A 26,055-nucleotide genomic window follows, 5' to 3' on the forward strand; every position below is an offset into this window, starting at 1 on the left:
TTCTTTCGCTGCATTGCACACACTGATTTTGGGAACAGCAAGCCGCACGACGATGCGAGCCGGATAAAAAGAGAAATATGTCGATCAAAGCCAGCATCTATCATTTGACGCATTACACCTATGACAAGCCGGTCCGCCTCGGCCCACAGATCATCCGGCTGAAACCTGCCTCGCATTCGAAGACACGGGTGCTCAGCCACTCGCTGAAGGTCACGCCCTCCAACCATTTCGTCAACCTGCAGCAAGACCCTTATGGCAATTACCTTGCCCGCTACGTCTTTCCGGACCCGGTGACCGAATTCAAGATCGAGGTCGATCTCGTTGCCGACATGACGGTCTACAATCCCTTCGACTTCTTCGTCGAGGAAGAGGCAACCAAGTGGCCCTTCGGATACCCTGAAACGATCCAGGAGGATCTGTCGATCTACATGACGCCGGAGCCGGCCGGTCCGCGCCTCAAGGCGCTGCTGCCGACGCTCGACTGGTCGCCCGACCAGCCGACAGTCGATATGATCGTCGGCCTGAATGCCCGCCTGCAGCGGCAGATCGGCTATGTCATCCGCATGGAAACCGGCGTGCAGACGCCGGAGGAGACGCTGGAAAGCGCCAAGGGTTCCTGCCGCGACACCAGCTGGCTGCTCGTCCAGATCCTTCGCCATCTCGGCCTCGCCGCCCGCTTCGTCTCCGGCTACCTCATTCAGCTGACGCCGGACCTGAAGGCGCTTGACGGCCCTTCCGGCACCGAAGTCGATTTCACCGACCTGCATGCCTGGGCTGAGGTCTATCTGCCTGGCGCCGGCTGGGTCGGCCTCGATCCGACTTCTGGCCTGCTGACCGGCGAAAGCCACATCCCGCTTGCCGCCACGCCGCATTATCGCAATGCCGCTCCGATTTCCGGCGGTTATTTCGGCGAGGCCGAAACCGAATTCGCCTTCGACATGAAGGTCTCGCGCGTCGCCGAGCACCCGCGCATCACCAAACCCTTCTCCGATGAAAGCTGGGAGGAGCTCAACGAACTCGGCGAGAAGGTCGATCGTGTCCTCGAAGCCGAGGACGTGCATCTGACGATGGGCGGCGAACCGACCTTCGTTTCGATCGACGATTTCCAGTCCGAGGAGTGGAACACCGCCGCGGTCGGCCCGACCAAGCGCGAAAAGGCCGACATCCTGATCCGCAAACTGCACGAACGCTTCGCCCCCGGCGGTTTCCTGCATTATGGCCAGGGCAAATGGTATCCGGGCGAAAGCCTGCCGCGCTGGACCTTCTCGCTCTACTGGCGCCGCGACGGCAAACCGGTCTGGCAGAACCTCGACCTGGTCGCCGCCGAAGGCAAGGATACCGGCGTCAAAGCCGAGGATGCCGAAAAGCTCCTGACGGCGATCGCAAAGGAGCTGGCGATCAAGCCCGATATGGTGCAGCCGGCCTATGAGGATCCCGCTGACTGGATCATCAAGGAAGGCAGCCTTCCCGAAAATGTCGATCCGGCGAATTCGAAGCTGAAGGATCCCGAGGAACGCAGCCGCATCGCCCGCGTCTTCGCCCGCGGCCTCACGACTCCGACCGGTTACATCCTTCCGGTCCAGGCATGGAATGCCAGGGCAGCGGAAAGCCGAGTCTGGGTCAGCGAGAAATGGCGCACCCGCCGCGGCAAGATCTTCCTCGTCCCGGGCGACAGTCCGATCGGTTACCGCCTGCCGCTTGGCACGCTGCCCTATGTTCCCCCGGCGCGTTACCCCTACATCCACCCCGCCGATCCAACGATCCCGCGCGAACCGCTGCCTGATGTCTTCGTACCGACCGGCCGCGCCATGCCGGAAGCCTCTTTCCATGCCGACGAGAGCAATCGCGGCCGGATCGAACAGACGCTCGGCGAACTCCGCGGCGCCGTGCGCACCGCCATGTCGGTCGAGCCGCGCGACGGCAGGCTCTGCATCTTCATGCCGCCGGTGGAGCGCATCGAGGATTATCTCGAGCTGATCGCCGCTGCCGAAAACGCCGCCGCCGAGCTCAAGCTTCCCGTCCATATCGAAGGTTATCCGCCGCCGCAGGACGAGCGCATCAACGTCATCCGCGTCGCCCCGGATCCCGGTGTCATCGAGGTCAACATCCATCCGGCCTCCAACTGGAAGGACTGCGTCGACATCACCACGGCGATCTACGAGGAAGCGCGCGCCACCCGGCTCGGCGCCGACAAGTTTATGATCGACGGCCGCCATACCGGCACCGGCGGCGGCAACCATGTCGTCGTCGGCAGCGCCAATCCGAACAACAGCCCCTTCCTGCGCCGTCCCGACCTCCTGAAGAGCGTGGTCCTCCACTGGCAGCGCCACCCCTCGCTCTCCTACCTCTTCTCCGGCATGTTCATCGGCCCAACCAGCCAGGCCCCGCGCATCGACGAGGCTCGTCGCGACAGCCTCTACGAGCTGGAGATCGCCATGGCGCAGATCGACCCCAGCCGCGGTCAGCAGCCGCTGCCCTGGCTCGTCGACCGCCTGTTCCGTAATCTTCTGACCGACGTCACCGGCAACACCCACCGCGCCGAGATCTGCATCGACAAGCTGTTCTCGCCCGACGGCCCGACCGGACGGCTCGGTCTCATCGAGTTCCGCGGTTTCGAGATGCCGCCCAACGCACGCATGTCGCTTGCCCAGCAATTACTGGTGCGCGCGCTGATCGCTCGCTTCTGGGTCAATCCCGTCGACGGCAAGTTCGTCCGCTGGGGTACGACCCTGCATGACCGTTTCATGCTGCCGCATTTCGTCTGGGCCGACTTCCTCGACGTGCTTGCCGACCTTCGTGAAAACGGCTTCGACGTCAGCCCGGAATGGTTCAAGGCCCAGCTCGAATTTCGCTTCCCCTTCTGTGGCGAAGTCGAATACGAAGGCTCGAAGCTGGAACTGCGCCAGGCGCTGGAGCCCTGGCATGTCATGGGTGAGGAAGGCGCGCCGGGCGGCACCGCCCGCTACGTCGACAGCTCCGTCGAACGCCTTCAGGTGCGACTCGAAACCAACAATGCCTCGCGTTATACCGTCACCTGCAACGGCCGCACCTTGCCGCTGACGCCGACCGGTACATCGGGCGTGTCGGTCGCCGGCGTCCGCTACAAGGCGTGGCAGCCGGCCTCGGGCCTGCACCCCGTCCTGCCGATCAACACACCTTTGACTTTTGACATTTATGATACATGGTCGAAGCGTTCGATCGGCGGCTGCATCTATCATGTTGCTCATCCAGGTGGCCGGACCTATGACACCTTCCCGGTCAACGGTAACGAGGCGGAAGCAAGACGGCTCACCCGATTCGAGCCGTGGGGGCATACGGCGGGCGGATACATTCCGCGCGTCGAGACGGGTTCGCCGGAATTCCCGCTGACGCTGGATCTGAGGCGGCCCGCCGGGGTTTGAGGCCGAGGATTTGAGGCTTAAGTATTGATGGGCAAGAAGCCGGCAGTGGAGCGCAGGGAAGAGGCAGAGGACCGCATCGCCAAGAATGCGGCCTTCGACTATGCGCCGCTTCCCGATACCGCCGATGAGATGGTCGACAACGACGGCGCCGTCCGCCCCGTCTGGCAGAATTTCCTCTCGCATCTGAGCGCAATGCCGGAAAAGGATCTCGCCGAGCGCTTCGCCCGCGCCGACCGCTATCTCCGTGATGCCGGCGTCTTCTATCGCGCCTATGGCAGCAAGGGCACCGGCGAGCGAGCCTGGCCGATCTCGCATATCCCGGTGCTGATCGACGAGCGCGAATGGCAGACGCTGTCGGCGGGCCTCGTTCAGCGCGCCGACCTGCTGGAAGCAATCATCGCCGATATCTACGGCGAAAACCGACTGGTGGAGGAAGGTTTCCTGCCGCCGGCACTGATCGCCGCCAATCCCGAATTCCAGCGCCCGCTCGCCGGCGTCAAGCCGGCCTCCGGCCATTATCTGCATTTCTGCGCCTTCGAGATCGGCCGCGGGCCTGACGGCAACTGGTGGGTGCTCGCCGACAGGACGCAGGCTCCCTCAGGCGCTGGTTTCGCGCTGGAAAGCCGCGTCGCGACGACTCGTGCCTTCTCGGATATTTATGCTGAAACCCCGGTCCATCGCCTCGCCTCCTTCTTCGGCGCCTTCCGCGACGCGCTACAGGGCATGAAACATTCGGGCGACGACCGCATCGCGGTGCTGACACCTGGCCCCGCCAACGAGACCTACTACGAACACGCCTATATCGCCCGCTATCTCGGCTTCATGCTGCTCGAGGGCGAGGATCTGACCGTCGTCAAGGGCCGTGTCATGGTGCGCACTGTCGCCGGCTTGAAGCCGATCGGCGTGCTCTGGCGCCGTCTCGATTCGGCTTTTGCCGACCCGCTGGAGTTGAACCAGAATTCGCATATCGGCACGCCCGGCCTCGTGGAAGCGCTGCGCGCCGAAAGCCTCACCATCGTCAATGCGCTCGGCACCGGCATTCTTGAAACCCGGGCGCTTCTCGCCTTCATGCCGACCATCTGTCACCATCTGCTTGGCGAGGATCTGCAATTGCCCTCGATCGCTACCTGGTGGTGCGGTCAGGAGGAAGAGCGCGAGCACGTGGCAAAAAACATCGAAAAGATGGTAATCGGCCCGGCCTATTCCCGCGCTCCCTTCTTCGACGATAACGGCGAATCCGTGCTCGGCTCATCGCTGCGTGCGGCTGCCAAGGATTCGATAACCGACTGGCTGAGTTCCGACGGCCCGAAGCTCGTCGGCCAGGAAGTTGTCACGCTGTCTACCACACCCGCCTGGGTGGACGGCAAGCTCGTGCCCCGGCCGATGTCGCTGCGCGTCTTCGCCGCGCGCACCGCAAACGGCTGGCAGATCATGCCCGGCGGTTTTGCCCGCATCGGCTCCGGCGCCGATGTCGCGGCGATCGCCATGCAGTCCGGTGGTGCCGCCGCCGATGTCTGGATCGTCAGCGACAAACCGGTCGAGCGCCACACGCTGCTGCCCGCTGAAGGCAGCTTCACCCGCAACATGCCGGGCAGCCTGCCGAGCCGGGCGGCCGACAACCTGTTCTGGCTCGGCCGCTACATCGAGCGCGCCGAAGGGGCGCTGCGCATCCTGCGCGCCTGGCATGCCCGTTTCGCCGAAGCTGCCGATCCGAGCCAGCCACTGCTCGCCGACGTCTCCGATTATCTTGCCGCCGTCGATATCGATACCGCCGACGCCGTGCCGGAAACGCTGCTGCGCAACATCGACAGCGCCGTTTATTCGGCCAGCAACATCCGCGATCGTTTCTCGCCGGACGGCTGGCTGGCGCTCAACGATCTCGCCAAGACCGCCCGCCGCTTCCACGTCACCGTCGCTGCCGGCGACGACGCCAGCCACGCGATGACGATCCTCTTGCGGAAGCTTGCAGGCTTTGCCGGTCTCATGCATGAAAACATGTACCGCTTCACCGGCTGGCGGTTCCTATCGCTCGGCCGTTATATCGAACGCGGCCTGCACATGACGCGCCTGCTCGGCCACATGTCGGGCCCGGAAGCGCCTGACGGCGCGCTCGACATGCTGCTGGAGATCGGCGACAGCGTCATGACTCATCGCCGCCGCTATAACGTCAACACCGCACGGCTGACTGTCACCGACCTCTTGGCGCTCGACCCGCTCAACCCGCGTTCGGTCCTCTTCCAGGTGAACGAGATCCATCACGAGGTCGAGCAGCTGCCGAATGCCATGATCAACGGCCAGATGTCGCCCTTCTACCGCGAGGCGATGCGGCTCCATTCCGGCCTGGCGGTGATGACGCCGGAGGGCATGGGCGTCGAGGTCTATCAGCGACTGGAACGCGAGTTGGAGCAGCTCTCCGATCTGCTCGCCCAGACCTATCTCGGGTGATGGCCGTGCTCTACGATCTCTCCCTCCACATGGGTTACAGCTACGACGCGCCGGCCTCCGGCGCCCGCCATATCATGCGCCTGATGCCGCTGTCGCTGGCCAATCGGCAGCGGCTGATCGCCGGCTCGATTACCATTTCGCCCTCGCCGGACGAGCAGTCGCATTTCGTCGATTTCTTCCATCATCCCGCTACCTCCTTCCTGCTGCGCGCGCCGCACGAAACGCTCGACATTCGCATGCAGGCCCGCGTGCAGGTGGAAAGCCAGCCGATCGCCGCCGATTTCTCGCCGCTGCTTGCCGACCTGCCGGAGGAGATATCAGGCATGTGGTCGCTGGCGCCGGATTCGCCGCACCATTTCCTCGGTGACAGTCCGCGCCTCACCGAAGCGCGCGAGATCGCCGACTATGCGCGAAGCTGCGCCACGCCTGATCTGACGGCCATGCAGATTGCTCATGCGCTCTGCGCCCGCATCAACAAGGATTTCACCTACGACCCGGAGGCAACGACGGTGGACACCACGCCGCTCGAGGCGTTCAAGCTGAAGCGCGGCGTCTGCCAGGATTTCACCCATGTGATGATCCTGGCTCTCAGAAGCCTCGGCATTCCGGCCGGCTACGTCTCCGGTTTCCTGCGCACCATCCCGCCACCCGGCAAGGAACGGCTGGAAGGGGCGGACGCCATGCATGCCTGGGTGCGCATCTGGTGCGGCGAGACGATCGGCTGGATCGAGCTGGACCCGACCAACAACATTCCCGCCGGCACGGACCACATCGTCGTTGCCTATGGCCGGGACTATTCCGACGTCGTCCCCGTCATCGGCGTCTTGAAGAGCTATGGCGGCCACCGCGCCGTCCAGGCGGTCGACGTGATCCCGCTGAAATAATCCCAAAACTGGAAAAATCCGACGATTCGTTAAAACTGTATTGACGCCGTAAGGACGGCGGAAAGGAGGAGCGTGCGTAAATCATCTCACAGGGCCTCCTATCTGGGTGAACATGATGAGCACCTTCTTTTTGCATCCCTGCCTGCGTCGCCTGCTTGGCGACCGTGGCGGTAATTTCGGAATCATGACGGCGATCATGATGCCCGTCCTGCTCGGTGCCGCCGGCCTGGCGATCGACTATTCGAACATGGCGCTGTCGAAGCGCGAGCTGCAGGAAGCCACCGACTCGGCCGCTCTCGCGGCAGCGACCGCACTCGCCAGTGGGGCGGCTTCGACCACTGCTGACGCCGAGGCCATAGCCAAAGACTTCGTAAGCGGCCAGATGGCCAATTATGTCGACGCCGACGCCATCAGCAGCATTAAGGCTGGAACAAGCGTCGACATCGACGTCGGCACGACGGCAACAAGCAAGAGCTATAAGGTTACCGTCGCGACCTCTTATGGGATCGCCGCCACGCCATTCATGAGCGTTCTTGGCTACAAGACGCTGAACATCGGGGCCTCGACTTCGACTTCGAGCGGCACCAGCGATACCAAGACCGCTCTCTCGATGGAACTGGTGCTCGACCAATCGGGTTCAATGGGCGAAAAGACGACCACCTGCGCGACTTATAGTGGTAATAAATGCAAAACCTACGTCACGAAGATCGAAGCGCTCAAAAAGGCTGCCGATGCCCTCTTTGATGCACTGGACACCGCCGATCCGGATCACGGCCTCGTACGCACGGGTGCCTATTCTTACAATAACGGTCTGATTTATAAGGATTGGCAAAAGACCCAGATCAAAAGCATGAGCGCTATGGCCTGGGGTACGGCGACGACTGCAACTTATGTGAGCGGAATTGCAGCAAGCGGGGGCACCGACGCCACCGAACCGATGAGACAGGCAACTCTTTCTATTGCCAAAGCCTCCGACGGCTCGGATGTTGAGACTCAAGCGCATGCTGTCAAAGGCAACACAATTGTATCTCGGTACATCATCCTGATGACCGACGGAGAAATGACCGGCAACACAGGCGAATGGCAAAGTTCGTTCGACCAGAACGTGCGCAACCAGTGCGACGCGACCAAAACAGCCGGCATCAAGATCTTTACCGTCGCCTTCATGGCACCGGACAGGGGCAAGCAGTTGCTCCAGTACTGCGCTTCGCCGGGCGGAAACTATTATGAAGCCGAAACGATGGAGAAGCTGGTGGCGTCCTTTACCAGCATCGCAAAAGAGGCGACGAAGGCTGTCACACTGCTGACCAACTGATTGCTCAGCCCAAAGTTCAACGTGGAAAAAAGCCGCACCGGAACAAACCGGAGCGGCTTTTCGTTGTGCTCGTTCGGCGCATCAGATCGGGAAAAGCGATTGAAATCAACCCCCTCGACCCGCGTGAATATGAAGGTTTCGCAAATTTTTCGTTTGTCCAAATCCTTTGTTGCAAGTGCTTAGTAACGATGCATAAACTGTCGCTGGTGCAAGCGAAAAATCGATTGAATCAGGCATAACATCCTGAAACCAAATTAAAATTGGCGAGACCTGACGATGAACACTGTTTCCAAGCCGATCATCCCCTCCCCCGCCCCTCGCAGCTCAAGGCCGGAAATTCTCGCTGAAGAAATTATCGAACGTCTGACCTACCGCATCGGCAAGGATGCCAAGGTGGCAAAGCCGCATGACTGGCTGACCGCGACGATCCTGGTGGTGCGCGACCGCATCATCGACAAGTGGATGGCCTCCACCCGCGAGGTCTATGCGACCGGTGCCAAGCGCGTCTATTATCTTTCTCTCGAATTCCTGATCGGCCGGCTTATGCGCGACGCCATCTCGAATCTCGGCCTGATGGAGGAGGTGCGCGATGCACTCGCCTCGCTCGGCGTCGACGTCAACGTCATTGCCGGCCTGGAGCCGGACGCCGCACTCGGCAACGGCGGCCTCGGCCGACTGGCTGCCTGTTTCATGGAGAGCATGGCGACGGTGGAGGTTCCGGCCTATGGTTACGGCATCCGCTATGTCCACGGCCTCTTCCGCCAGCAGCTGGCCGACGGCTGGCAGGTGGAACTGCCGGAAAACTGGCTCGCCCACGGCAATCCCTGGGAATTCGAGCGCCGCGAAAGCTCCTATGAAATCGGCTTCGGCGGCGCCGTCGAATTCATTACCACCCATGACGACCAGCCGCGCTACGTCTGGAAACCGGCCGAGCGCGTCATCGCCGCCGCCTTCGACACGCCGGCCGTCGGCTGGCGCGGCAAGCGCGTCAACACGCTGCGCCTCTGGTCGGCGCAGCCGATCGATCCGATCCTGCTCGATGCCTTCAACGCCGGCGACCACATCGGGGCGCTGCGCGAAAGCAACAAGGCCGAAAGCCTGACCCGGGTTCTCTATCCTGCCGACGCCACCCCGGCCGGCCAAGAACTGCGCCTGCGCCAGGAATTTTTCTTCTCGTCGGCCTCGCTGCAGGACATCCTGCGCCGCCATCTGCAGCAATATGACGATTTCACTTCGCTGCCGGACAAGGTGGCGATCCAGCTGAACGACACTCACCCCGCCGTCTCGGTCGCCGAACTCGTACGTCTGCTCTGTGACGTACACGGGATGGATTTCGACCAGGCCTGGGACATCACCCGCCGCACCTTCTCCTATACTAACCACACGCTTCTGCCCGAAGCGCTGGAAAGCTGGGCGGTGCCGCTGTTCGAGCGTCTGCTGCCGCGCCACATGCAGATCATCTATGCGATCAATGCCAAGATCCTGATCGACGCCCGTAAGGGCAAGAATTTCTCCGATGGGGAAATCCGCTCGATCTCGCTGATCGATGAAAGCGGCGACCGCCGTGTGCGCATGGGCAACCTCGCTTTCGTCGGCTCGCATTCGATCAACGGCGTCTCGGCCCTGCACACCGACCTGATGAAGGTCACGGTCTTCGCCGATCTGCACAAGCTCTATCCCGACCGCATCAACAACAAGACCAACGGCATCACACCGCGCCGCTGGCTGCAGCAGTGCAATCCCGGCCTCACCGGCCTGATCCGCGAGGCGATCGGCGACGAATTCCTCGATGATGCCGAGAAGCTGCGTGCGCTCGACGTGCATTCCTCCGATCCGGCTTTCCAGCAGAAATTCGCAGCGATAAAACGCGCCAACAAGGTGGCACTCTCCAACCTCGTCGCCAGCCGCATGGGCGTGAAGCTCGATCCGTCGGCGATGTTCGACATCCAGATCAAGCGCATCCACGAATACAAGCGCCAGCTGCTGAATATCATCGAGGCCGTCGCGCTCTATGACCAGATCCGCTCGCATCCGGAGCTCGACTGGGTGCCGCGCGTGAAACTCTTCGCCGGCAAGGCGGCGCCGAGTTACTACAACGCCAAGCTCATCATCAAGCTGATCAACGACGTCTCCCGCACGATTAACAACGACCCGTCGGTACGCGGTCTGCTGAAGATCGTCTTCGTCCCGAATTACAATGTCTCGCTCGCCGAAGTCATGGTTCCGGCCGCCGACCTCTCTGAGCAGATCTCGACCGCCGGCATGGAAGCATCCGGCACCGGCAACATGAAGTTCGGCCTCAATGGCGCGCTGACGATCGGTACGCTCGATGGCGCCAATGTCGAGATGCGCGACAATGTCGGCGAGGACAACATCGTCATCTTCGGCCTCAAGGCCGACGAGGTCTCGAAGGTCCGCAGCGATGGCCACAATCCGCGCGCCATCATCGAGGGATCGCGCGAACTCGCCCAGGCGCTTGCCGCCATCGGCTCCGGCGTCTTCTCGCCCGATGACCGCAACCGCTATACGTCGCTGATCGACGGCATCTATTCGCACGACTGGTTCATGGTCGCTGCCGATTTCGACGCCTACGCCCAGGCCCAGCGCGAAGTCGACCAGATCTGGACCAATCAGTCCGCCTGGTACACCAAGACGATCAACAATACGGCGCGGATGGGCTGGTTCTCTTCCGACCGTACGATCAGGCAATATGCAGACGAAATCTGGAGAGCCGGATGAAAACGCCGAAAACCGTCCCTGAAGTAAAGCTTTCCTGGGAAATTTCGGCAGATGAAATCACGGCAATCCTTGCCGGCTCGCATTCCAATCCCTTTGCCGTCCTAGGTGTGCACCAGGCCGGCGACGCCTTCGTCGCCCGGTGCTTCATCCCGGGCGCGGAGGAGGTGACCGCCATGACGCTCGACGGCGGCGTCATCGGCGAACTGAAGCAGCTCCATGCCGACGGCGTCTTCGCCGGTCCGGTTTCCCTCACAAAGGTCCAGCCGGTGCGTTACCGCGCCCGGCGCGGCGATGCCGAATGGGCTGTTACCGATCCCTACAGCTTCGGTCCGGTGCTTGGACCGATGGACGATTATTTCGCCCGAGAGGGCTCGCACCTGCGACTATTCGACAAGATGGGCGCCCACCTCATCAAGCATGACGGCGCCCAGGGCATCCATTTTGCCGTCTGGGCGCCGAACGCGCAGCGCGTCTCGGTCGTCGGTGATTTCAACAATTGGGACGGCCGCCGCCACGTGATGCGCTTCCGTGCCGACAGCGGCATCTGGGAAATCTTTGCCCCTGATGTACCGATCGGCGTTGCCTACAAGTTCGAGATCCGCGGCCAGGACGGCGTATTGCTGCCGCTGAAGGCCGATCCCTTTGCACGGCGCAGCGAGCTACGGCCGAAGACCGCCTCGATCACCGCCGCCGAGCTGGAGCAGGAGTGGGAAGACGAGGCCCATCTGAAGCACTGGCGCGAGACCGACAAGCGCCGCCAGCCAATCTCGATCTACGAGGTGCATGCCGCCTCTTGGCAGCGCCGGCAGGACGGCACGATGCTGTCCTGGGACGAGCTCGCCTCCAGCCTTATCCCCTATTGCGCCGACATGGGCTTCACCCATATCGAATTCCTGCCGATCACCGAGTACCCCTACGATCCCTCCTGGGGTTACCAGACGACCGGCCTCTACGCTCCGACCGCCCGTTTCGGCGAGCCGGAGGGTTTTGCCCGTTTCGTCAACGGCTGCCACAAGGTCGGAATCGGCGTCATCCTCGACTGGGTGCCGGCGCATTTCCCAACCGACGAACACGGCCTCGGCTGGTTCGACGGCACGGCACTCTATGAGCACGAAGACCCGCGCAAGGGCTTCCATCCGGACTGGAGCACGGCGATCTACAATTTCGGCCGCACCGAGGTCGTTTCCTATCTCGTCAACAACGCGCTCTACTGGGCCGAAAAGTTCCACCTCGACGGCCTGCGTGTCGATGCCGTTGCCTCGATGCTCTACCTCGATTATTCGCGCAAGCACGGCGAATGGATCCCGAACGAATATGGCGGCAACGAGAACCTCGAAGCGGTCCGTTTTCTGCAGGATCTCAACATCCGCATCTACGGCAAAAATTCCAACGTCATGACCATCGCCGAGGAATCGACCTCCTGGCCGAAGGTCTCGCAACCCGTTCATGAAGGCGGCCTCGGCTTCGGCTTCAAGTGGAACATGGGCTTCATGCACGACACGCTGAGCTACATGAGCCGCGACCCCATCTATCGCGGGCACCATCACAACGAACTCACCTTCGGCCTGCTCTACGCCTATTCGGAAAATTTCGTCCTGCCTCTTTCGCATGACGAGGTTGTGCACGGGAAAGGCTCGCTGATCGCCAAGATGCCGGGCGACGACTGGCAGAAATTTGCCAATCTGCGCGCCTACTACGCCTATATGTGGGGTTATCCCGGCAAGAAGCTGCTGTTCATGGGCCAGGAATTCGCCCAGTGGAGCGAGTGGAGCGAAGAGAAGGCACTCGACTGGAACCTGCTTCAGTATCGCATGCACGAGGGCATGCGGCGCCTGGTGCGCGACCTCAATTTCACCTATCGCAGCAAGCCGGCGCTGCATGAGCGTGACTGCGAGGGCGAAGGTTTCGAATGGCTGGTCGCCGACGACCACCAGAATTCCGTCTTTGCCTGGCTGCGCAAGGCGCCGGGCCAGAAGCCGGTCGCCGTCATCACCAATTTCACCCCTGTCTATCGCGAGAATTACTCGATCCGCCTGCCGTCCGCAGGCCGCTGGCGGGAAATCCTGAACACCGATGCCGACATCTACGGCGGCAGCGGCAAGGGCAATGGCGGGCGCGTGCAGGCCGTCGATGCCGGCGGCAACATCACCTGCTCGATCACCTTGCCGCCCTTGGCGACAATCATGCTTGAACCTGAAAATTAGTGACTGGTGGGAGGAGAAAATGGTAGAAAAGCGCGTTCAGCCACTTGCCCGCGATGCAATGGCTTATGTTCTGGCGGGCGGTAGGGGGAGCCGTCTCAAGGAACTCACCGACCGGCGTGCCAAGCCGGCCGTCTATTTTGGCGGCAAAGCCCGCATCATCGATTTCGCCCTGTCGAACGCCCTGAATTCCGGCATCCGCCGCATTGGCGTCGCGACGCAATACAAGGCGCATTCGCTGATCCGTCACATGCAGCGCGGCTGGAACTTCTTCCGCCCCGAGCGCAACGAGAGCTTCGATATTCTGCCGGCCAGCCAGCGCGTCTCCGAGACGCAATGGTACGAAGGCACGGCCGACGCCGTCTATCAGAACATCGACATCATCCAGGATTACGGCGTCGAATACATGGTCATTCTTGCGGGCGACCACGTCTATAAGATGGACTATGAATGGATGCTGCAGCAGCACGTCGATTCCGGCGCCGACGTCACCATCGGCTGCCTGGAAGTGCCGCGCATGGAAGCGGTCGGCTTCGGCGTCATGCATGTCAACGAGAAGGACGAGATTATCGCCTTCGTCGAGAAACCGGCCGATCCGCCGCCCATTCCCGACAAGCCGGATTTCGCCCTCGCCTCGATGGGCATCTACGTCTTCCACACCAAGTTCCTGCTCGACGCGCTGCGCCGCGACGCCGCCGACCCGGCCTCGAGCCGCGACTTCGGCAAGGACATCATCCCCTATATCGTCAAGAACGGTAAGGCGGTCGCCCACCGCTTCGCCAAGTCCTGCGTCCGTTCCGATTTCGAGCACGAACCCTACTGGCGCGACGTCGGCACGATCGACGCCTATTGGCAGGCCAATATCGACCTGACGGCGATCGTTCCGGAGCTCGACATCTACGACAAGTCCTGGCCGATCTGGACCTATGCCGAGATCACCCCGCCGGCGAAATTCGTCCATGACGACGAGGATCGCCGCGGCTCGGCCACCTCCTCCGTTGTGTCAGGCGACTGCATCATCTCTGGCGCCATGCTCAACAACAGCCTGCTCTTCACCGGTGTCAGGGCCAATTCCTTCTCCAAGATGGAAGGTGCGGTCATTCTGCCGAACGTGAAGATCGGACGGCGCGCGCAGCTCAAGAATGTGGTGATCGACCATGGTGTCGTCATTCCGGAAGGCCTGGTCGTCGGCGAGGATCCCGAGCTCGATGCCAAGCGCTTCCGGCGGACGGAAAGCGGCATCTGCCTGATCACGCAACCGATGATCGACAAGCTGGATATCTGACGTATGAAAGTTCTTTCGGTTTCGTCCGAAGTCTTCCCTTTGATCAAGACAGGGGGTCTGGCCGATGTGTCCGGCGCCCTGCCGATTACTCTGAAAGCCTTCGGGGTCGAGACCAAGACCCTGCTGCCCGGCTATCCCGCCGTCATGAAGGTCATTCGCGACCCAGTCGTCAGGCTCGAATTCCCCGACCTGCTCGGTGAGCGGGCGACCGTGCTCGAGGTTGAGCACGAGGGGCTCGATCTGCTCATCCTCGATGCGCCGGCCTATTACGACAGGCCGGGCGGGCCCTATCTCGATCCGCTCGGCAAGGACTATCCCGACAACTGGCGCCGTTTCGCCGCTCTGTCGCTTGCCGCCTCCGAGATCGCCGCCGGCCTGCTGCCCGGCTGGCGGCCGGATCTCGTCCACACCCATGACTGGCAGGCGGCGCTGACGTCGGTCTATATGCGCTACTACCCGACGCCGGAACTGCCGAGCGTGCTGACCATCCACAACATTGCCTTTCAGGGCCAGTTCGGTTCCGAGATCTTTCCCGGCCTGCGCCTGCCTGCCCATGCCTTCGCCACCGAAAGCATTGAATATTACGGCACTGTCGGCTTCCTCAAGGGCGGCCTGCAGACTGCCCATGCGATCACGACGGTCAGCCCGACCTATGCCGATGAGATCCTGACGTCGGAATTCGGCATGGGGCTCGAGGGCGTCATCGCCAGCCGCATCGACGATCTGCACGGCATCGTCAACGGCATCGACACCGATATCTGGAACCCGGCGACCGATCCGGTCGTCCACACCCATTATGGCCCGACGACGCTGAAAAACCGCGAGGAGAATCGGCGCTCAATCGCCGAATTCTTCCATCTCGACAATGACGACGCCCCGATCTTCTGCGTCATCAGCCGTCTTACCTGGCAGAAGGGCATGGATATCGTCGCCAACGTCGCCGATGAGATCGTCGCCATGGGCGGCAAGCTCGTCGTGCTCGGCTCCGGCGAAGCCGCGCTTGAAGGCGCGCTGCTCGCCTCCGCCAGCCGCCATCCCGGCCGCGTCGGCGTCTCGATCGGCTATAACGAGCCGATGTCGCACCTGATGCAGGCCGGTTGCGATGCGATCATCATCCCCTCGCGTTTTGAGCCCTGCGGCCTGACCCAGCTTTACGGCCTGCGTTACGGCTGCGTGCCGATCGTCGCCCGCACCGGCGGTTTGAACGACACCGTGATCGACGCCAATCACGCCGCACTTGCAGCGAAAGTCGCAACCGGCATACAATTTGCCCCCGTGACCGAAACAGGCATGCTACAGGCAATCCGCCGTGCGATGCATTTTTACCAGGACCGAAAACTCTGGACCCAATTGCAAAAGCAGGGCATGAAATCGGATGTCTCCTGGGAGAAGAGCGCCGAACGCTACGCTGCCCTCTATTCAAGCCTCGTCTCGAAAGGCATGTGACCTAAAATGATCAAGTCCGTCTCCACCACGCCCTATCTGGACCAGAAACCCGGCACGTCGGGCCTGCGCAAGAAGGTTCCGGTCTTCCAGCAGCCGAACTATGCGGAGAACTTCATCCAGTCGATCTTCGATTCGCTGGAAGGCTACCAGGGCAAGTGCCTCGTCATCGGCGGCGACGGACGCTACTACAATCGCGAGGTCATCCAGAAGGCGGTCAAGATGGCCGCGGCCAATGGCTTCGGCAAGGTCATGGTCGGCAAGGGCGGTATTCTGTCGACGCCGGCCGCTTCCCACATCATCCGCAAGTACAAGGCTTTCGGCGGCATCATCCTCTCCGCCAGCCACAATCCCGGCGGCCCGACCGAAGACTTCGGCATCAAATACAACATCAACAATGGCGGCCCGGCGCCGGAAAAGATCACCGACGCGATCTATGCGCGCTCCAAGACGATCGACAGCTACAAGATCGCCGATTTCGCCGACGTCAATCTCGACCGCATCGGCAAGGACGAGCTTCCCGGCGGCACGATCCTCTCGGTCATCGACCCGGTCGAGGACTATGCCGCGCTGATGGAAGAGCTGTTCGATTTCGGCGCCATCCGCAATCTGATCAGCCTCGGCTTCCGCATTGCCTTCGATGGGATGAGCGCCGTCACCGGTCCCTATGCCAAGGAAATCTTCGAAAATCGTCTCGGCGCTCCCTCGGGTTCGGTCCGCAATTTCATGCCGCTGCCGGATTTCGGCGGCCATCACCCGGACCCGAACCCGGTGCACTGCAAGGAACTCTTCGATGAGATGATGGGCGACGACGCGCCCGATTTCGGCGCCGCTTCCGACGGCGACGGCGACCGCAACCTGATCATCGGCCGCGGCATCTTCGTCACGCCTTCCGACAGCCTGGCGATCCTCGCCGCCAATGCCAATCTCGCGCCCGGCTATTCCGGCGGCCTTGCCGGCATCGCCCGTTCGATGCCGACATCGGGTGCTGCCGACCGCGTCGCCGAAAAGCGCGGCATCGGCATGTACGAGACGCCGACCGGCTGGAAGTTCTTCGGCAACCTGCTCGACGCCGGCATGGCGACAATCTGCGGTGAGGAAAGCTCCGGCACGGGCTCCAGTCACGTCCGCGAAAAGGATGGCCTCTGGGCCGTGCTGCTATGGCTGAACATTCTTGCGGTGCGCGGCGAGAGCGTCGCCGATATCGTCACCCAGCACTGGCAGACCTACGGCCGCAATTATTATTCGCGCCATGATTACGAAGGCCTCGACACCGATGCGGCGAACGGCCTGGTGGACAATCTCCGCATCCAGCTTCCCACTCTGCCCGGCAAGAGCTTCGGCAGCCTGAAGGTGGAGAAGGCCGACGACTTCGCCTATCACGATCCGATCGACAAATCGGTGAGCGAGCATCAGGGTGTCCGTGTGCTCTTCGAGGGCGGCTCGCGCGTCGTCTTTCGCCTGTCCGGCACCGGCACGTCTGGCGCAACCTTGCGTGTCTATATCGAGCGCTACGAGCCGGATTCGACTCGCCACAACATCGAAACGCAGGAAGCGCTCGCCGATCTGATCGCCGCCGCCGAAAGCATTGCCAGCATTCGTGAACGCACGGGACGCGATGCGCCAACCGTGATCACCTGATCCGGGGGGAACATGCGGGGGAACAGTTCGGCGCAGGCCGGCGCGATCGTCTTCGAGACCGGCGTCGAATTTGCCGTGTGGTCGCATCATGCCGCACAGATTGAACTCTGCCTCTTCGAGGATGACGGCCACAGGGAATTCGCGCGCCTGCCGATGGCGCGCGACAGCAACTATGTCCATCGTCTCTTTGTCGACGGACTGAAGGAGGGCGCGCGCTACGGCTATCGCGCCGACGGTATCTATGCGCCCGACAACGGCCTCTGGTACGATCCTTCCAAACTGCTGATCGATCCCTACGCCAAGGAGATCGACAGGCCGTTCCGCTACGATCCCCGCCTCGGCATCTATGGCGAGGACAGCCAGGATCTGACGCCGAAGGCAATCGTCACCACGGATACCCGAGCCGCGATCAGCAAGCCGCTGTTCAAGCCGGGCGGCTTTATCTATGAGGTGGCGGTGCGGCCCTTCACCATTCTTCATCCCGACGTGCCGGAGGCTCAACGCGGCACGGTCGCAGCGCTTGCCCATCCCTCCGTCGTCGCGCATTTGAAACGGATCGGTGTCGACGCCGTCGAACTGATGCCGATCACCGCCTGGATCGACGAACGCCATCTGCCGCCGCTCGGCCTCACCAACGGCTGGGGCTACAATCCCGTCGCCTTCATGGCGCTCGATCCGCGGCTCGTCCCCGGCGGCGTGACCGAGTTGAGAGAGACGGTCGCGGCCCTCCATGCCGAAGGTATCGCCGTCATCCTCGACCTCGTCTTCAACCATACCGGCGAGAGCGACCGTTACGGCGCGACGCTGTCGCTGCGCGGCCTCGACAACCTGCATTATTATCGCCACGCCCAGAATTTCCCGGGCGAACTCGTCAACGACACCGGCACCGGCAACACGCTCGCCTGCGATCTTCCCGAGGTCCGCCGCCTCGTGATCGACAGCCTGCGCCATTTCGTGCTCAACGCCGGCGTCGACGGTTTTCGCTTCGATCTCGCCCCGGTGCTCGGCCGTACCGCGACTGGCTTCGAGCGCGACGGCGGAACGCTTGCCGCGATCCTCTCCGACGATGTGCTTGCCGACCGGATCATGATCGCCGAACCCTGGGATATTGGCCCCGGCGGTTACCAGCTCGGCAATTTCCCGCCGCCCTTCCTTGAATGGAACGACCGGGTTCGCGACGACCTGCGCTGCTACTGGCGCGGCGACGATTGGAAGACCGGCGCGCTGGCAACCGCACTCGCCGGCTCCTCCGACATCTTCTCGCGCAACGACGGCAGGGAAACGCGCAGCGTCAATTTCCTCGCCGCCCATGACGGCTTCACGCTGATCGATCTCGTCTCCTATACCGGAAAGCACAACGACGCCAACGGCGAACACAATCGCGACGGCCATAACGAGAACCATTCCTGGAACAATGGTGTCGAAGGCGAAACCGTCTACCCGACGATCCGCAAGCGCCGCCGGGACGATGTGATGGCGCTGATCTCAACGCTTTTTGCCACCCGCGGCAGCATCATGCTGACGGCGGGCGACGAGGGCGGCCGCAGCCAGCACGGCAACAACAACGCCTATTGCCAGGATAACGAGATCACCTGGCTGGACTGGAAAGCGTTGGACGGGGATCTCATCGCCCACACCGCCTTCGTTGCGGGGCTGCGGCGCCGCTTCACCGTCTTCTCCGAAAGGGACTTCCTGTCAGGAAACGGCGATGTCGAATGGATTTCGCTCTCCGGCGAGCCGATGACCGTTGCCGAATGGGAGACGCCGTCGCTCTCCACCCTCGGCATGCTGCTATCGACCGGTGACCGTTCCGCTCGCGGCAGGCAAACCCGGCTTGGCGTGCTTTTCAACCGCTCGGGAAGCCGCCAATTTTTCACGCTGCCTTCTGAGGGCGAACCGGGCTGGCGCCAGTTGACCCCGGATGGAGCGAAGAAACCCGGTGGCCGCGCAACCGTTGGGCCGCGCTCGATTGCCTTTTTCGTAGAAAATTGATCGCCTCCCCTCGCTTGCGCAAATCCTTGTCGCAATCGTCACAAATGCACGATAAGGCTTTGCCGCGGCGGCTTATTTCACGAGGAATTCATGGTCACGGAAATTTCTCTCTCCGACGTGCGGGGATTGATCGGCATGGAGACGGGCCTTTCGGATTGGGTCACCGTCGACCAGACGATGATCGACGCCTTCGCGTCGGCGACCGACGACCATCAGTTCATCCACGTCGATCCTGAGCGCGCGGCGGCCGAGAGCCCGTTCGGCGGTACCATCGCCCACGGCTTCCTGACCCTGTCTCTGCTGTCGACGATGAACTACAACTGCCTGCCGAAAGTGCGCGAACAGACCCTCGGCATCAATTACGGCTTCGATCGCGTCCGCTTCATGACGCCGGTGAAAAGCGGCGCCCGTGTCCGCGGCCGGTTCCTGCTTTCCGAAGCCCGCTTCCGCGGCGCCGGCATGCTGATGACCACCTATGACGTCACGATCGAGATCGAAAACGAGAAGAAGCCGGCGCTGACGGCAAAATGGATCACCATCATCCAATTCGACCCGAAGGACCGTCCCGAGGACGTCTGAACAAGACTGCTTTTGTTACTCGGCTGAATTGAACACGGCTTCGAGAGCGTGTCCGTCGAGATCCATGACGAACGCAGCATAATAGTGTTCACCGTAATGGGGCCGCAGGCCGGGGCGGCCATTGTCACTGCCGCCATGCGCGATTGCCGCCGCATGAAACCGATCGACCGCCTGCCGATTCGGAGCAGCAAATGCGAGATGAAAGCCGGGACCGGGCGCACGCTGGCCGTCCGGGCGATGCTTGATCGCCAGTTTATCTCCGCCGCCGGGAAGGCCGTAGCCGACGGCCTGCCCCGTTTGTCCCGGTCTGATATCGTCCCAGACCCTGACATAACCGAGCGCGGCAAGGGCGGCATCGTAAAATGCCGCAGACCGCTCGATGTCGGAAACGCCGAGGGAGGCATGGTGCAGCATTTGCTTACTCCTTGAATGAGCGCACGCCCGCGATGGCTGAGACTCAGTGCCCCGCGTCTTCAGCCGCCTCGTTCAGCAGCCCGAAGACATAATCCGAAAACGACCGCCAGCACTCCACGCGGAACGTGTCTTCTTCCGTACGGAAAAGCACGATTTCCGCTTTGCCGAAAACCGTGCGCGATGCGGCACCGATCGGAAAGGAAGACAGTGACAGATCCTGCGGGCAGCCCGCTGAAAGCGTTGCCTCCGCACCTGGTCCCGAGACGATGATCGCGACATTGCGATGCGAAACGTCGGTCGCCGAATGTAGCGTGCCGGCGCCGGAAAACGCCGCCATCAGATCGGAGCCGGCCTCGTCGATCACCAGCCACTCGTCCGGGCCAATCCAGAGCGCCGATCGGGCGCCGGCCCGGCCGGATGTCTTTGGGGCATCCGGCAGCGCCAGGCCGAGAGCAGAGGAAAGTGCCGCAAGCGATTCCGCTGGCGCGCGTAGCGCCACCCGGCTGGCGGTGGGAGCCGTCGTCAGCCGCACCGCTGCGGAGCCGCCGAGACGTCCGGCAAGCGCCGGTTTGCGAATTGCGACATCAGCCATGGATGCGGCCCCCTTCCTTGTCAAAGAATACCAGATCCGTCACTTCGACGGCGATCGTCCGATCCGGCATCGGCACATAGAGCGTTTCGCCCATCCGCGCCCGGCCGCCGGCGACCAGCGCGAAGGCGATCGACCGGCCGCAATTTTCCGACCAATAGGCAGATGTGACATGGCCGAGCATGGTCATTGGCTTCGGCTCGTTCGGGCTCGCGACGATCTGCGCGCCTTCCTCGAGCACCAGCTTCGGGTCCTTGGTGACGAGGCCGACGAGCTGTTTGCGCCCGTCCTTGACGAGATCCGGCCGCTTCAGTCCGCGAATGCCGACGAAATCCGTCTTTTTCTTCGAAACAGCCCAGGAAAGCCCGGCATCATCGGGCGTCACCGTCCCATCCGTATCCTGCCCGACGATGATGTAGCCTTTCTCGGCGCGAAGAACGTGCATCGTCTCCGTTCCGTAGACGCAGGCGCCGAGCGGCTCGGCATTGGACCAGACCGCTTCGAGTACCGACTGGCCGTAGTCGGCCGGCACATTGATTTCGAAGCCGGTTTCGCCGGTGAAAGAGACGCGGAAGAGCCGCGCCGGCACGCCGCAGACCGTGCACTCGGCAACGCTCATATGCGGGAATGCCTCGTTCGAAAGATCGAGGCCTTCGACCAGCGGCGCGACGATCTCGCGCGCCTTCGGCCCCTGCACGGCGATGACAGCCCATTGTTCGGTTACCGAGGTCAGCCATACCTTCAGATGCGGGAATTCCGTCTGCAGGTAGTCTTCCATGTGATGGAGAACGCGCGGCGCGCCGCCGGTCGTCGTCGTCACATGGAAACGGTCGTCCGCCAGGCGTCCGACAACGCCATCGTCATAAACGAAGCCATCCTCGCGGGTCATGATGCCGTAGCGGGCCTTGCCGGGCTTCAGCGTATCCCAGGCATTGGTGTAGATGAGGTTGAGGAACTCCGCCGCATCCGGCCCCACCACCTCGATCTTGCCGAGCGTCGAGGCGTCGAAGATGCCAGCCGCCTCGCGTGCCGTCCGGCATTCGCGAGCCACCGCCTGGTGCATGCTCTCGCCGGCCTGCGGATAGAACCAGGCGCGCTTCCAGTTGCCAACATCCTCGAAGACCGCGCCATGAGCTTCTTCCCAGCCGTGCAGCGGCGTCTTGCGTGTCGGATCGAACAGCTCTCCGCGCGAATGGCCGACCAGCGTACCATAGGTGACCGGCGTATAGGGCGCACGGAAAGTGGTGAGCCCGACCTGCGGGATTTCCTTGCCGAGCATTTCGGCGGCAATCGCCAGGCCATGCATGTTGGAGAGCTTGCCTTGGTCCGAGGCCATACCGTTGGTCGTGAAGCGCTTGATATGCTCGATCGAATGCATGCCCTCGCGCACGGCAAGGCGAATATCCTTGGCGCAGACGTCGTGCTGGAAATCGATGAAGGCCTTGGCGTTGGTCTTCGGCCCGGCGCCTTCGGCAGCGCCGATCATGCCGCCCGTCCAGTCATAAGCCTGCTCGGCCGAAATTGCGATCTTCTCGCCGCTGCTTCTGCCGGTGGCCTGCGCCATCAGCTCGCCGGCGGCAAGCGATTCCTCGATCGTCCGCTGCAGATCGTCGGTGCCGTTGCAGGCGCCGACCGAGAGGCAGTCCTGCGCATAGGAGCCGGGCAGGAAACGCTGGCTTTCGGCATCGAAGGCCACTTTGCCGCGCGACTGCGAGAACAGATGGACGGACGGCGTCCAGCCGGCCGAAACCAGCAGCGCATCGACTGTGATCTTGCGCGGCGAACCGCCGCCATTGCGCGCCACCGTCATCGACGAGATGCGCAGCCTCCCCGACGTGTTGACGACCGACTGGCCGGCCAGAACATCGATGCCGAGCGCCCGCGCCTCTGCCAGCACTGCCGCTCCCGGCGCCTGCCTGCTATCGACGATGGCGGCGATCGAAACACCTGATCGTTTCAGATCGAAGGCCGCCTCATAGGCCGAATCATGCGTCGTGTAGATGCCGACCTTGGTGCCGACCGCAACGCCGTAATGATTGAGATACATCCGCCCCGCCGACGCGAGCATGATACCCGGCCGGTCGTTGTTCGGAAAGACCATGTGCCGCTCGATCGCGCCGGTGGCAAGGATCACGCGCTTCGCCCGGACCTGCCAAAGCCGCTCGCGCGGCAGATCGCGGGTAGGCTTGGCGATATGATCGGTGACGCGCTCGGCAAGTCCGACGAAATTGTGGTTGTAGTAGCCGAAGGCGGTCGTACGGACCAGCACTTCAACATTGTCCATCGCCTTCAGCCGCGCCACGGTCTTCTGTGCCCAGCTATTGCCGTCCTGTCCGTCGATCCTTACCCCGACATCGTAGCGCAATGCGCCGCCCGCTTCCGCCTGCTCGTCGCAAAGGATCACCCGCGCGCCGGTCTCGGCCGCGGCCAGCGCTGCCGAAAGCCCGGCCACGCCGGCGCCGACCACCAGCACGTCGCAATGGGCATAGCGGCTGGCATAATGGTCCGGATCCTCCTCCGTCGGCGCGACGCCGAGGCCGGCGGCGCGGCGGATGAGCGGTTCGTAGACGTGTTTCCAGGCGGCGCGCGGCCACATGAAGGTCTTGTAGTAGAAACCGGCGGCGAAGAACGGCGACATCAGATTGTTGACCGCGCCGACATCGAAGGCAAGCGAGGGCCAGCGGTTCTGCGAGCTGACGATCATGCCGTCGAAGACTTCCTGCACGGTGGCGCGTACGTTCGGCTGCTTGCGAGCCGTATCGCGGGAAACGTCGATGAGCGCGTTCGGCTCCTCGGCCCCCGCCGACAGAATACCGCGGGCCCGGTGATATTTGAACGAACGGCCAATGAGATGCACACCATTGGCGATCAGCGCCGAGGCGACGGTATCGCCTTCGAGCGCCGTATAGTTCTTGCCGTCGAAGCTGAAGCGCGCAGTCTTGGCCGGTGTCAGGCGCCCCTTGCCGGCGATACGGTTCGCGCCGCTCATTGCGCCTCTCCTTCCACGGCTTCATATGTCTCGACAGGCCCATGCTGCTTGGCCGCCGCACCGATCTCAGGCTTCGGCTCACCCGCCTTGTAGGTCACGATGAACTTGTCGGTCACCGTATCGCGCGCCGCGTTGAAGAAGCGCCCGCAGCCGTGAATGTGCCGCCAGCGTTCGAAGATCAGCCCTTTCGGATTGTCGCGGATAAAGAAATAAGACTCGAACTCCTCATCCGAAATCGAGGCGATGTCGGCGGGCCGCGCGATATGCGCGTCACCCGCGCCACGGAATTCGAGCTCGGAGCGCTCTTCCTGACAGTAGGGGCAATAGATCAGCAGCATGTGTTACCCGTCTTAGAGTTCCGATCCGGAAACATTGGTTCCAGGAGGTTGATTGCAGAGACGCTTTCCCATCGTCACATAGGGGATGAGGCGCTTGAGAAGCTGTTCGAAATTGTCATAGGGCTCCAGCACACCGGTCATGCCGATATTCGCAAAAGCCATCTTGGCGATATCGTTGTCGATCACGAAGGCACGTCCCGGCGTTTCGCCGATCTCAGGCACGAAATAGACAGCTGGCTGGCGCAGGATCATCGCGCAAAGCAGCATGCCGCTCTCGGCAACGAAGGGCCATTCGCTTTCGCCGGCAACCCTGTGAATCTTCTGCAGGCGGAAATCTCCAACGCCGGGAAAGACGTCACTGGCCGGCATGGCCGCGCCGCCGATCCCGATTGCGAGGAGAGCCGCCGTCCACATCAGTGCGCCACCGCTGCCGCCGCCGCTTCATCGATCAGCCGGCCGCTGCGGAAACGATCCAGCGTCAGCCCGGCATTGAATTTATGCGGCTCGTCGCGGGCAATCAGATGCGCGAAGAGATTGGCAGAGCCCGGCGTCGCCTTGAAGCCGCCGGTGCCCCAGCCGCAATTGACGTAAAGCCCGGGAACCGGCGTCTTCGACTGGATCGCCGAACGATCCGGCGTATTGTCGACGATGCCGCCCCATTGCCGCATCATCTTGACGCGCCGGAACATCGGGAAGAGCTCACAGATAGCGTCGAGCGTGTGCGTGATGATCTGCAGCCCGCCGGTCTGGGAATAGGAATTATACTGGTCGGTGCCGGCGCCGATGACGAGCTCTCCCTTGTCGGACTGGGAGATATAGGCATGCACCGTGTTCGACATGACGACGCAGGGAAAGATCGGCTTCAGCGGCTCGGAGACCAGCGCCTGCAGTGGGCTGGATTGCAGTGGTACGCGCACGCCAGCCATCTGCATGATGGTTGTCGTGTGGCCGGCCGCCGAGACGGCGATCTTTCTGGCGCCGATGAAGCCACGCGAGGTCTCGACCCCGGTCACCCGTCCATCCGGACCGCGCCGGATACCGGTCACTTCGCAATTCTGGATGATGTGCACGCCGCGGTCTGAGGCGGCCCGCGCATAACCCCAGGCAACCGCGTCGTGCCTGGCCGTGCCGCCGCGCCGCTGCAGTGCCGCCCCGTTGATCGGGTAGCGCGCGCTGGCCGAGATATCGAGCGGCGGACAATAGGCCTTCGCCTGTTCCGGCGTCAGCCATTCATTGTCGATACCGTAGAGCCGGTTGGCATGGATATGCCGCTTGAAGGACTGCTGGTCGTGAATATTGTGCGAGAGCATCATCACGCCACGCGGCGAATACATCACATTGTAGTTGAGCTCCTGGGAAAGCCCCTCCCAGAGCTTCATCGAATGCTCGTAGATGTGCATGCTCTCTTCGTAGAGATAGTTCGAGCGGATGATGGTGGTGTTGCGCCCGGTATTGCCGCCGCCGAGCCAGCCCTTCTCGATCACCGCCACATTGGTGATGCCGTGCTCCTTGGCGAGATAATAGGCAGCGCCCAGCCCATGGCCGCCGCCACCGATGATGACGACGTCGTATTCGGCGCGCGGCTCCGGTGACGTCCACTGCTTCTCCCAGCCCCTGTGGCCGCGAAGGGCCTCCCGTGCCACGGCAAAAACCGAATATTTCCGCATCCGCCTTCTTCTCCTTCGGGAAAGGGCTTGTTCTCCGCGCTCATACAAATCGCAAATCCAAATGCGGCACAACGGTTCTTTTGCGACGCGCGAGAGCTTTGGTTTCGACACGCTGAAGAGAATGCCGCTTCAG

At 62.4% G+C, this 26,055-nt stretch carries 17 protein-coding genes; 11 read left to right on the forward strand and 6 right to left on the reverse strand.

The window, feature by feature from the left end; all coding sequences use genetic code 11:
* Positions 1 to 77 precede the first annotated feature (77 nt).
* The 11 genes from RlegSU303_RS19655 to RlegSU303_RS19705 all read left to right on the forward strand — a co-directional run bounded on the left by RlegSU303_RS19655 (position 78) and on the right by RlegSU303_RS19705 (position 19,925).
* A complete protein-coding gene (locus tag RlegSU303_RS19655) occupies positions 78 to 3,401 on the forward strand; it encodes a transglutaminase family protein (RefSeq protein WP_231283291.1) in 3,324 nt (1,107 codons plus the stop codon).
* A 27-nt stretch (positions 3,402 to 3,428) separates the two neighbouring features.
* Positions 3,429 to 5,846: a circularly permuted type 2 ATP-grasp protein gene (locus RlegSU303_RS19660; RefSeq protein ID WP_017962104.1), complete on the forward strand. Its 2,418-nt coding sequence runs from the start codon at positions 3,429 to 3,431 to the stop codon at positions 5,844 to 5,846.
* Between the two features lie 5 nt (positions 5,847 to 5,851).
* Positions 5,852 to 6,730, forward strand: coding sequence for a transglutaminase family protein (locus tag RlegSU303_RS19665; RefSeq protein WP_094087728.1), 879 nt, complete (start codon positions 5,852 to 5,854; stop codon positions 6,728 to 6,730).
* Positions 6,731 to 6,845: 115 nt separating this feature from the next.
* Complete coding sequence (locus tag RlegSU303_RS19670) at positions 6,846 to 8,045, forward strand: TadE/TadG family type IV pilus assembly protein (protein WP_094087727.1); 1,200 nt, start codon at positions 6,846 to 6,848, stop codon at positions 8,043 to 8,045.
* 276 nt (positions 8,046 to 8,321) lie between these two features.
* Complete coding sequence (locus tag RlegSU303_RS19675) at positions 8,322 to 10,784, forward strand: glycogen/starch/alpha-glucan phosphorylase (protein WP_072640561.1); 2,463 nt, start codon at positions 8,322 to 8,324, stop codon at positions 10,782 to 10,784.
* Positions 10,781 to 12,988 (forward strand): 1,4-alpha-glucan branching protein GlgB, encoded by a 2,208-nt coding sequence (glgB, locus tag RlegSU303_RS19680; protein ID WP_065281271.1) that lies wholly within the window; start codon positions 10,781 to 10,783, stop codon positions 12,986 to 12,988. The genes RlegSU303_RS19675 and glgB overlap by 4 nt, the downstream gene beginning before the upstream one ends.
* A 19-nt stretch (positions 12,989 to 13,007) precedes the next feature.
* Positions 13,008 to 14,270, forward strand: a complete 1,263-nt coding sequence (glgC, locus tag RlegSU303_RS19685) for a glucose-1-phosphate adenylyltransferase (protein ID WP_027667781.1) — start codon at positions 13,008 to 13,010, stop codon at positions 14,268 to 14,270.
* A gap of 3 nt (positions 14,271 to 14,273) precedes the next feature.
* Complete coding sequence (gene glgA, locus RlegSU303_RS19690; RefSeq protein ID WP_027667782.1) at positions 14,274 to 15,716, forward strand: glycogen synthase GlgA; 1,443 nt, start codon at positions 14,274 to 14,276, stop codon at positions 15,714 to 15,716.
* 6 nt (positions 15,717 to 15,722) lie between these two features.
* On the forward strand, positions 15,723 to 17,354 hold the full coding sequence (locus RlegSU303_RS19695; protein ID WP_131718821.1) for an alpha-D-glucose phosphate-specific phosphoglucomutase: 1,632 nt from the start codon (positions 15,723 to 15,725) through the stop codon (positions 17,352 to 17,354).
* Positions 17,355 to 17,366: 12 nt separating this feature from the next.
* Positions 17,367 to 19,346 carry a glycogen debranching protein GlgX gene (glgX, locus tag RlegSU303_RS19700; RefSeq protein ID WP_094087424.1) on the forward strand — a complete coding sequence of 660 codons (1,980 nt, stop codon included), beginning with the start codon at positions 17,367 to 17,369 and terminating at the stop codon, positions 19,344 to 19,346.
* 90 nt (positions 19,347 to 19,436) lie between these two features.
* On the forward strand, positions 19,437 to 19,925 hold the full coding sequence (locus tag RlegSU303_RS19705) for a MaoC family dehydratase (RefSeq protein ID WP_027667785.1): 489 nt from the start codon (positions 19,437 to 19,439) through the stop codon (positions 19,923 to 19,925).
* A 15-nt stretch (positions 19,926 to 19,940) separates the two neighbouring features.
* Here the strand turns inward: RlegSU303_RS19705 and RlegSU303_RS19710 are convergent, their stop codons facing one another.
* The 6 genes from RlegSU303_RS19710 to RlegSU303_RS19735 are packed head-to-tail and all read right to left on the reverse strand — an operon-like array spanning position 19,941 to position 25,922.
* Positions 19,941 to 20,339 (reverse strand): VOC family protein, encoded by a 399-nt coding sequence (locus RlegSU303_RS19710; RefSeq protein ID WP_017962114.1) that lies wholly within the window; start codon positions 20,337 to 20,339, stop codon positions 19,941 to 19,943.
* 43 nt (positions 20,340 to 20,382) lie between these two features.
* Positions 20,383 to 20,931 carry a sarcosine oxidase subunit gamma gene (locus tag RlegSU303_RS19715; protein ID WP_094087422.1) on the reverse strand — a complete coding sequence of 183 codons (549 nt, stop codon included), beginning with the start codon at positions 20,929 to 20,931 and terminating at the stop codon, positions 20,383 to 20,385.
* Positions 20,924 to 23,917 (reverse strand): sarcosine oxidase subunit alpha, encoded by a 2,994-nt coding sequence (locus tag RlegSU303_RS19720; protein WP_231283293.1) that lies wholly within the window; start codon positions 23,915 to 23,917, stop codon positions 20,924 to 20,926. The genes RlegSU303_RS19715 and RlegSU303_RS19720 overlap by 8 nt, the downstream gene beginning before the upstream one ends.
* Positions 23,914 to 24,255: a sarcosine oxidase subunit delta gene (locus tag RlegSU303_RS19725; protein ID WP_094087420.1), complete on the reverse strand. Its 342-nt coding sequence runs from the start codon at positions 24,253 to 24,255 to the stop codon at positions 23,914 to 23,916. Before RlegSU303_RS19725 ends, RlegSU303_RS19720 begins: the two co-directional genes overlap by 4 nt.
* A 12-nt stretch (positions 24,256 to 24,267) precedes the next feature.
* Positions 24,268 to 24,669, reverse strand: coding sequence for a hypothetical protein (locus RlegSU303_RS19730; RefSeq protein ID WP_094087419.1), 402 nt, complete (start codon positions 24,667 to 24,669; stop codon positions 24,268 to 24,270).
* Positions 24,669 to 25,922 carry a sarcosine oxidase subunit beta family protein gene (locus RlegSU303_RS19735; protein WP_131621717.1) on the reverse strand — a complete coding sequence of 418 codons (1,254 nt, stop codon included), beginning with the start codon at positions 25,920 to 25,922 and terminating at the stop codon, positions 24,669 to 24,671. The genes RlegSU303_RS19730 and RlegSU303_RS19735 overlap by 1 nt, the downstream gene beginning before the upstream one ends.
* Positions 25,923 to 26,055 lie beyond the last annotated feature (133 nt).

It is taken from the genome of Rhizobium sp. SU303 (genome assembly GCF_021052345.1).
In the GTDB taxonomy this organism is placed as follows: domain Bacteria; phylum Pseudomonadota; class Alphaproteobacteria; order Rhizobiales; family Rhizobiaceae; genus Rhizobium; species Rhizobium laguerreae.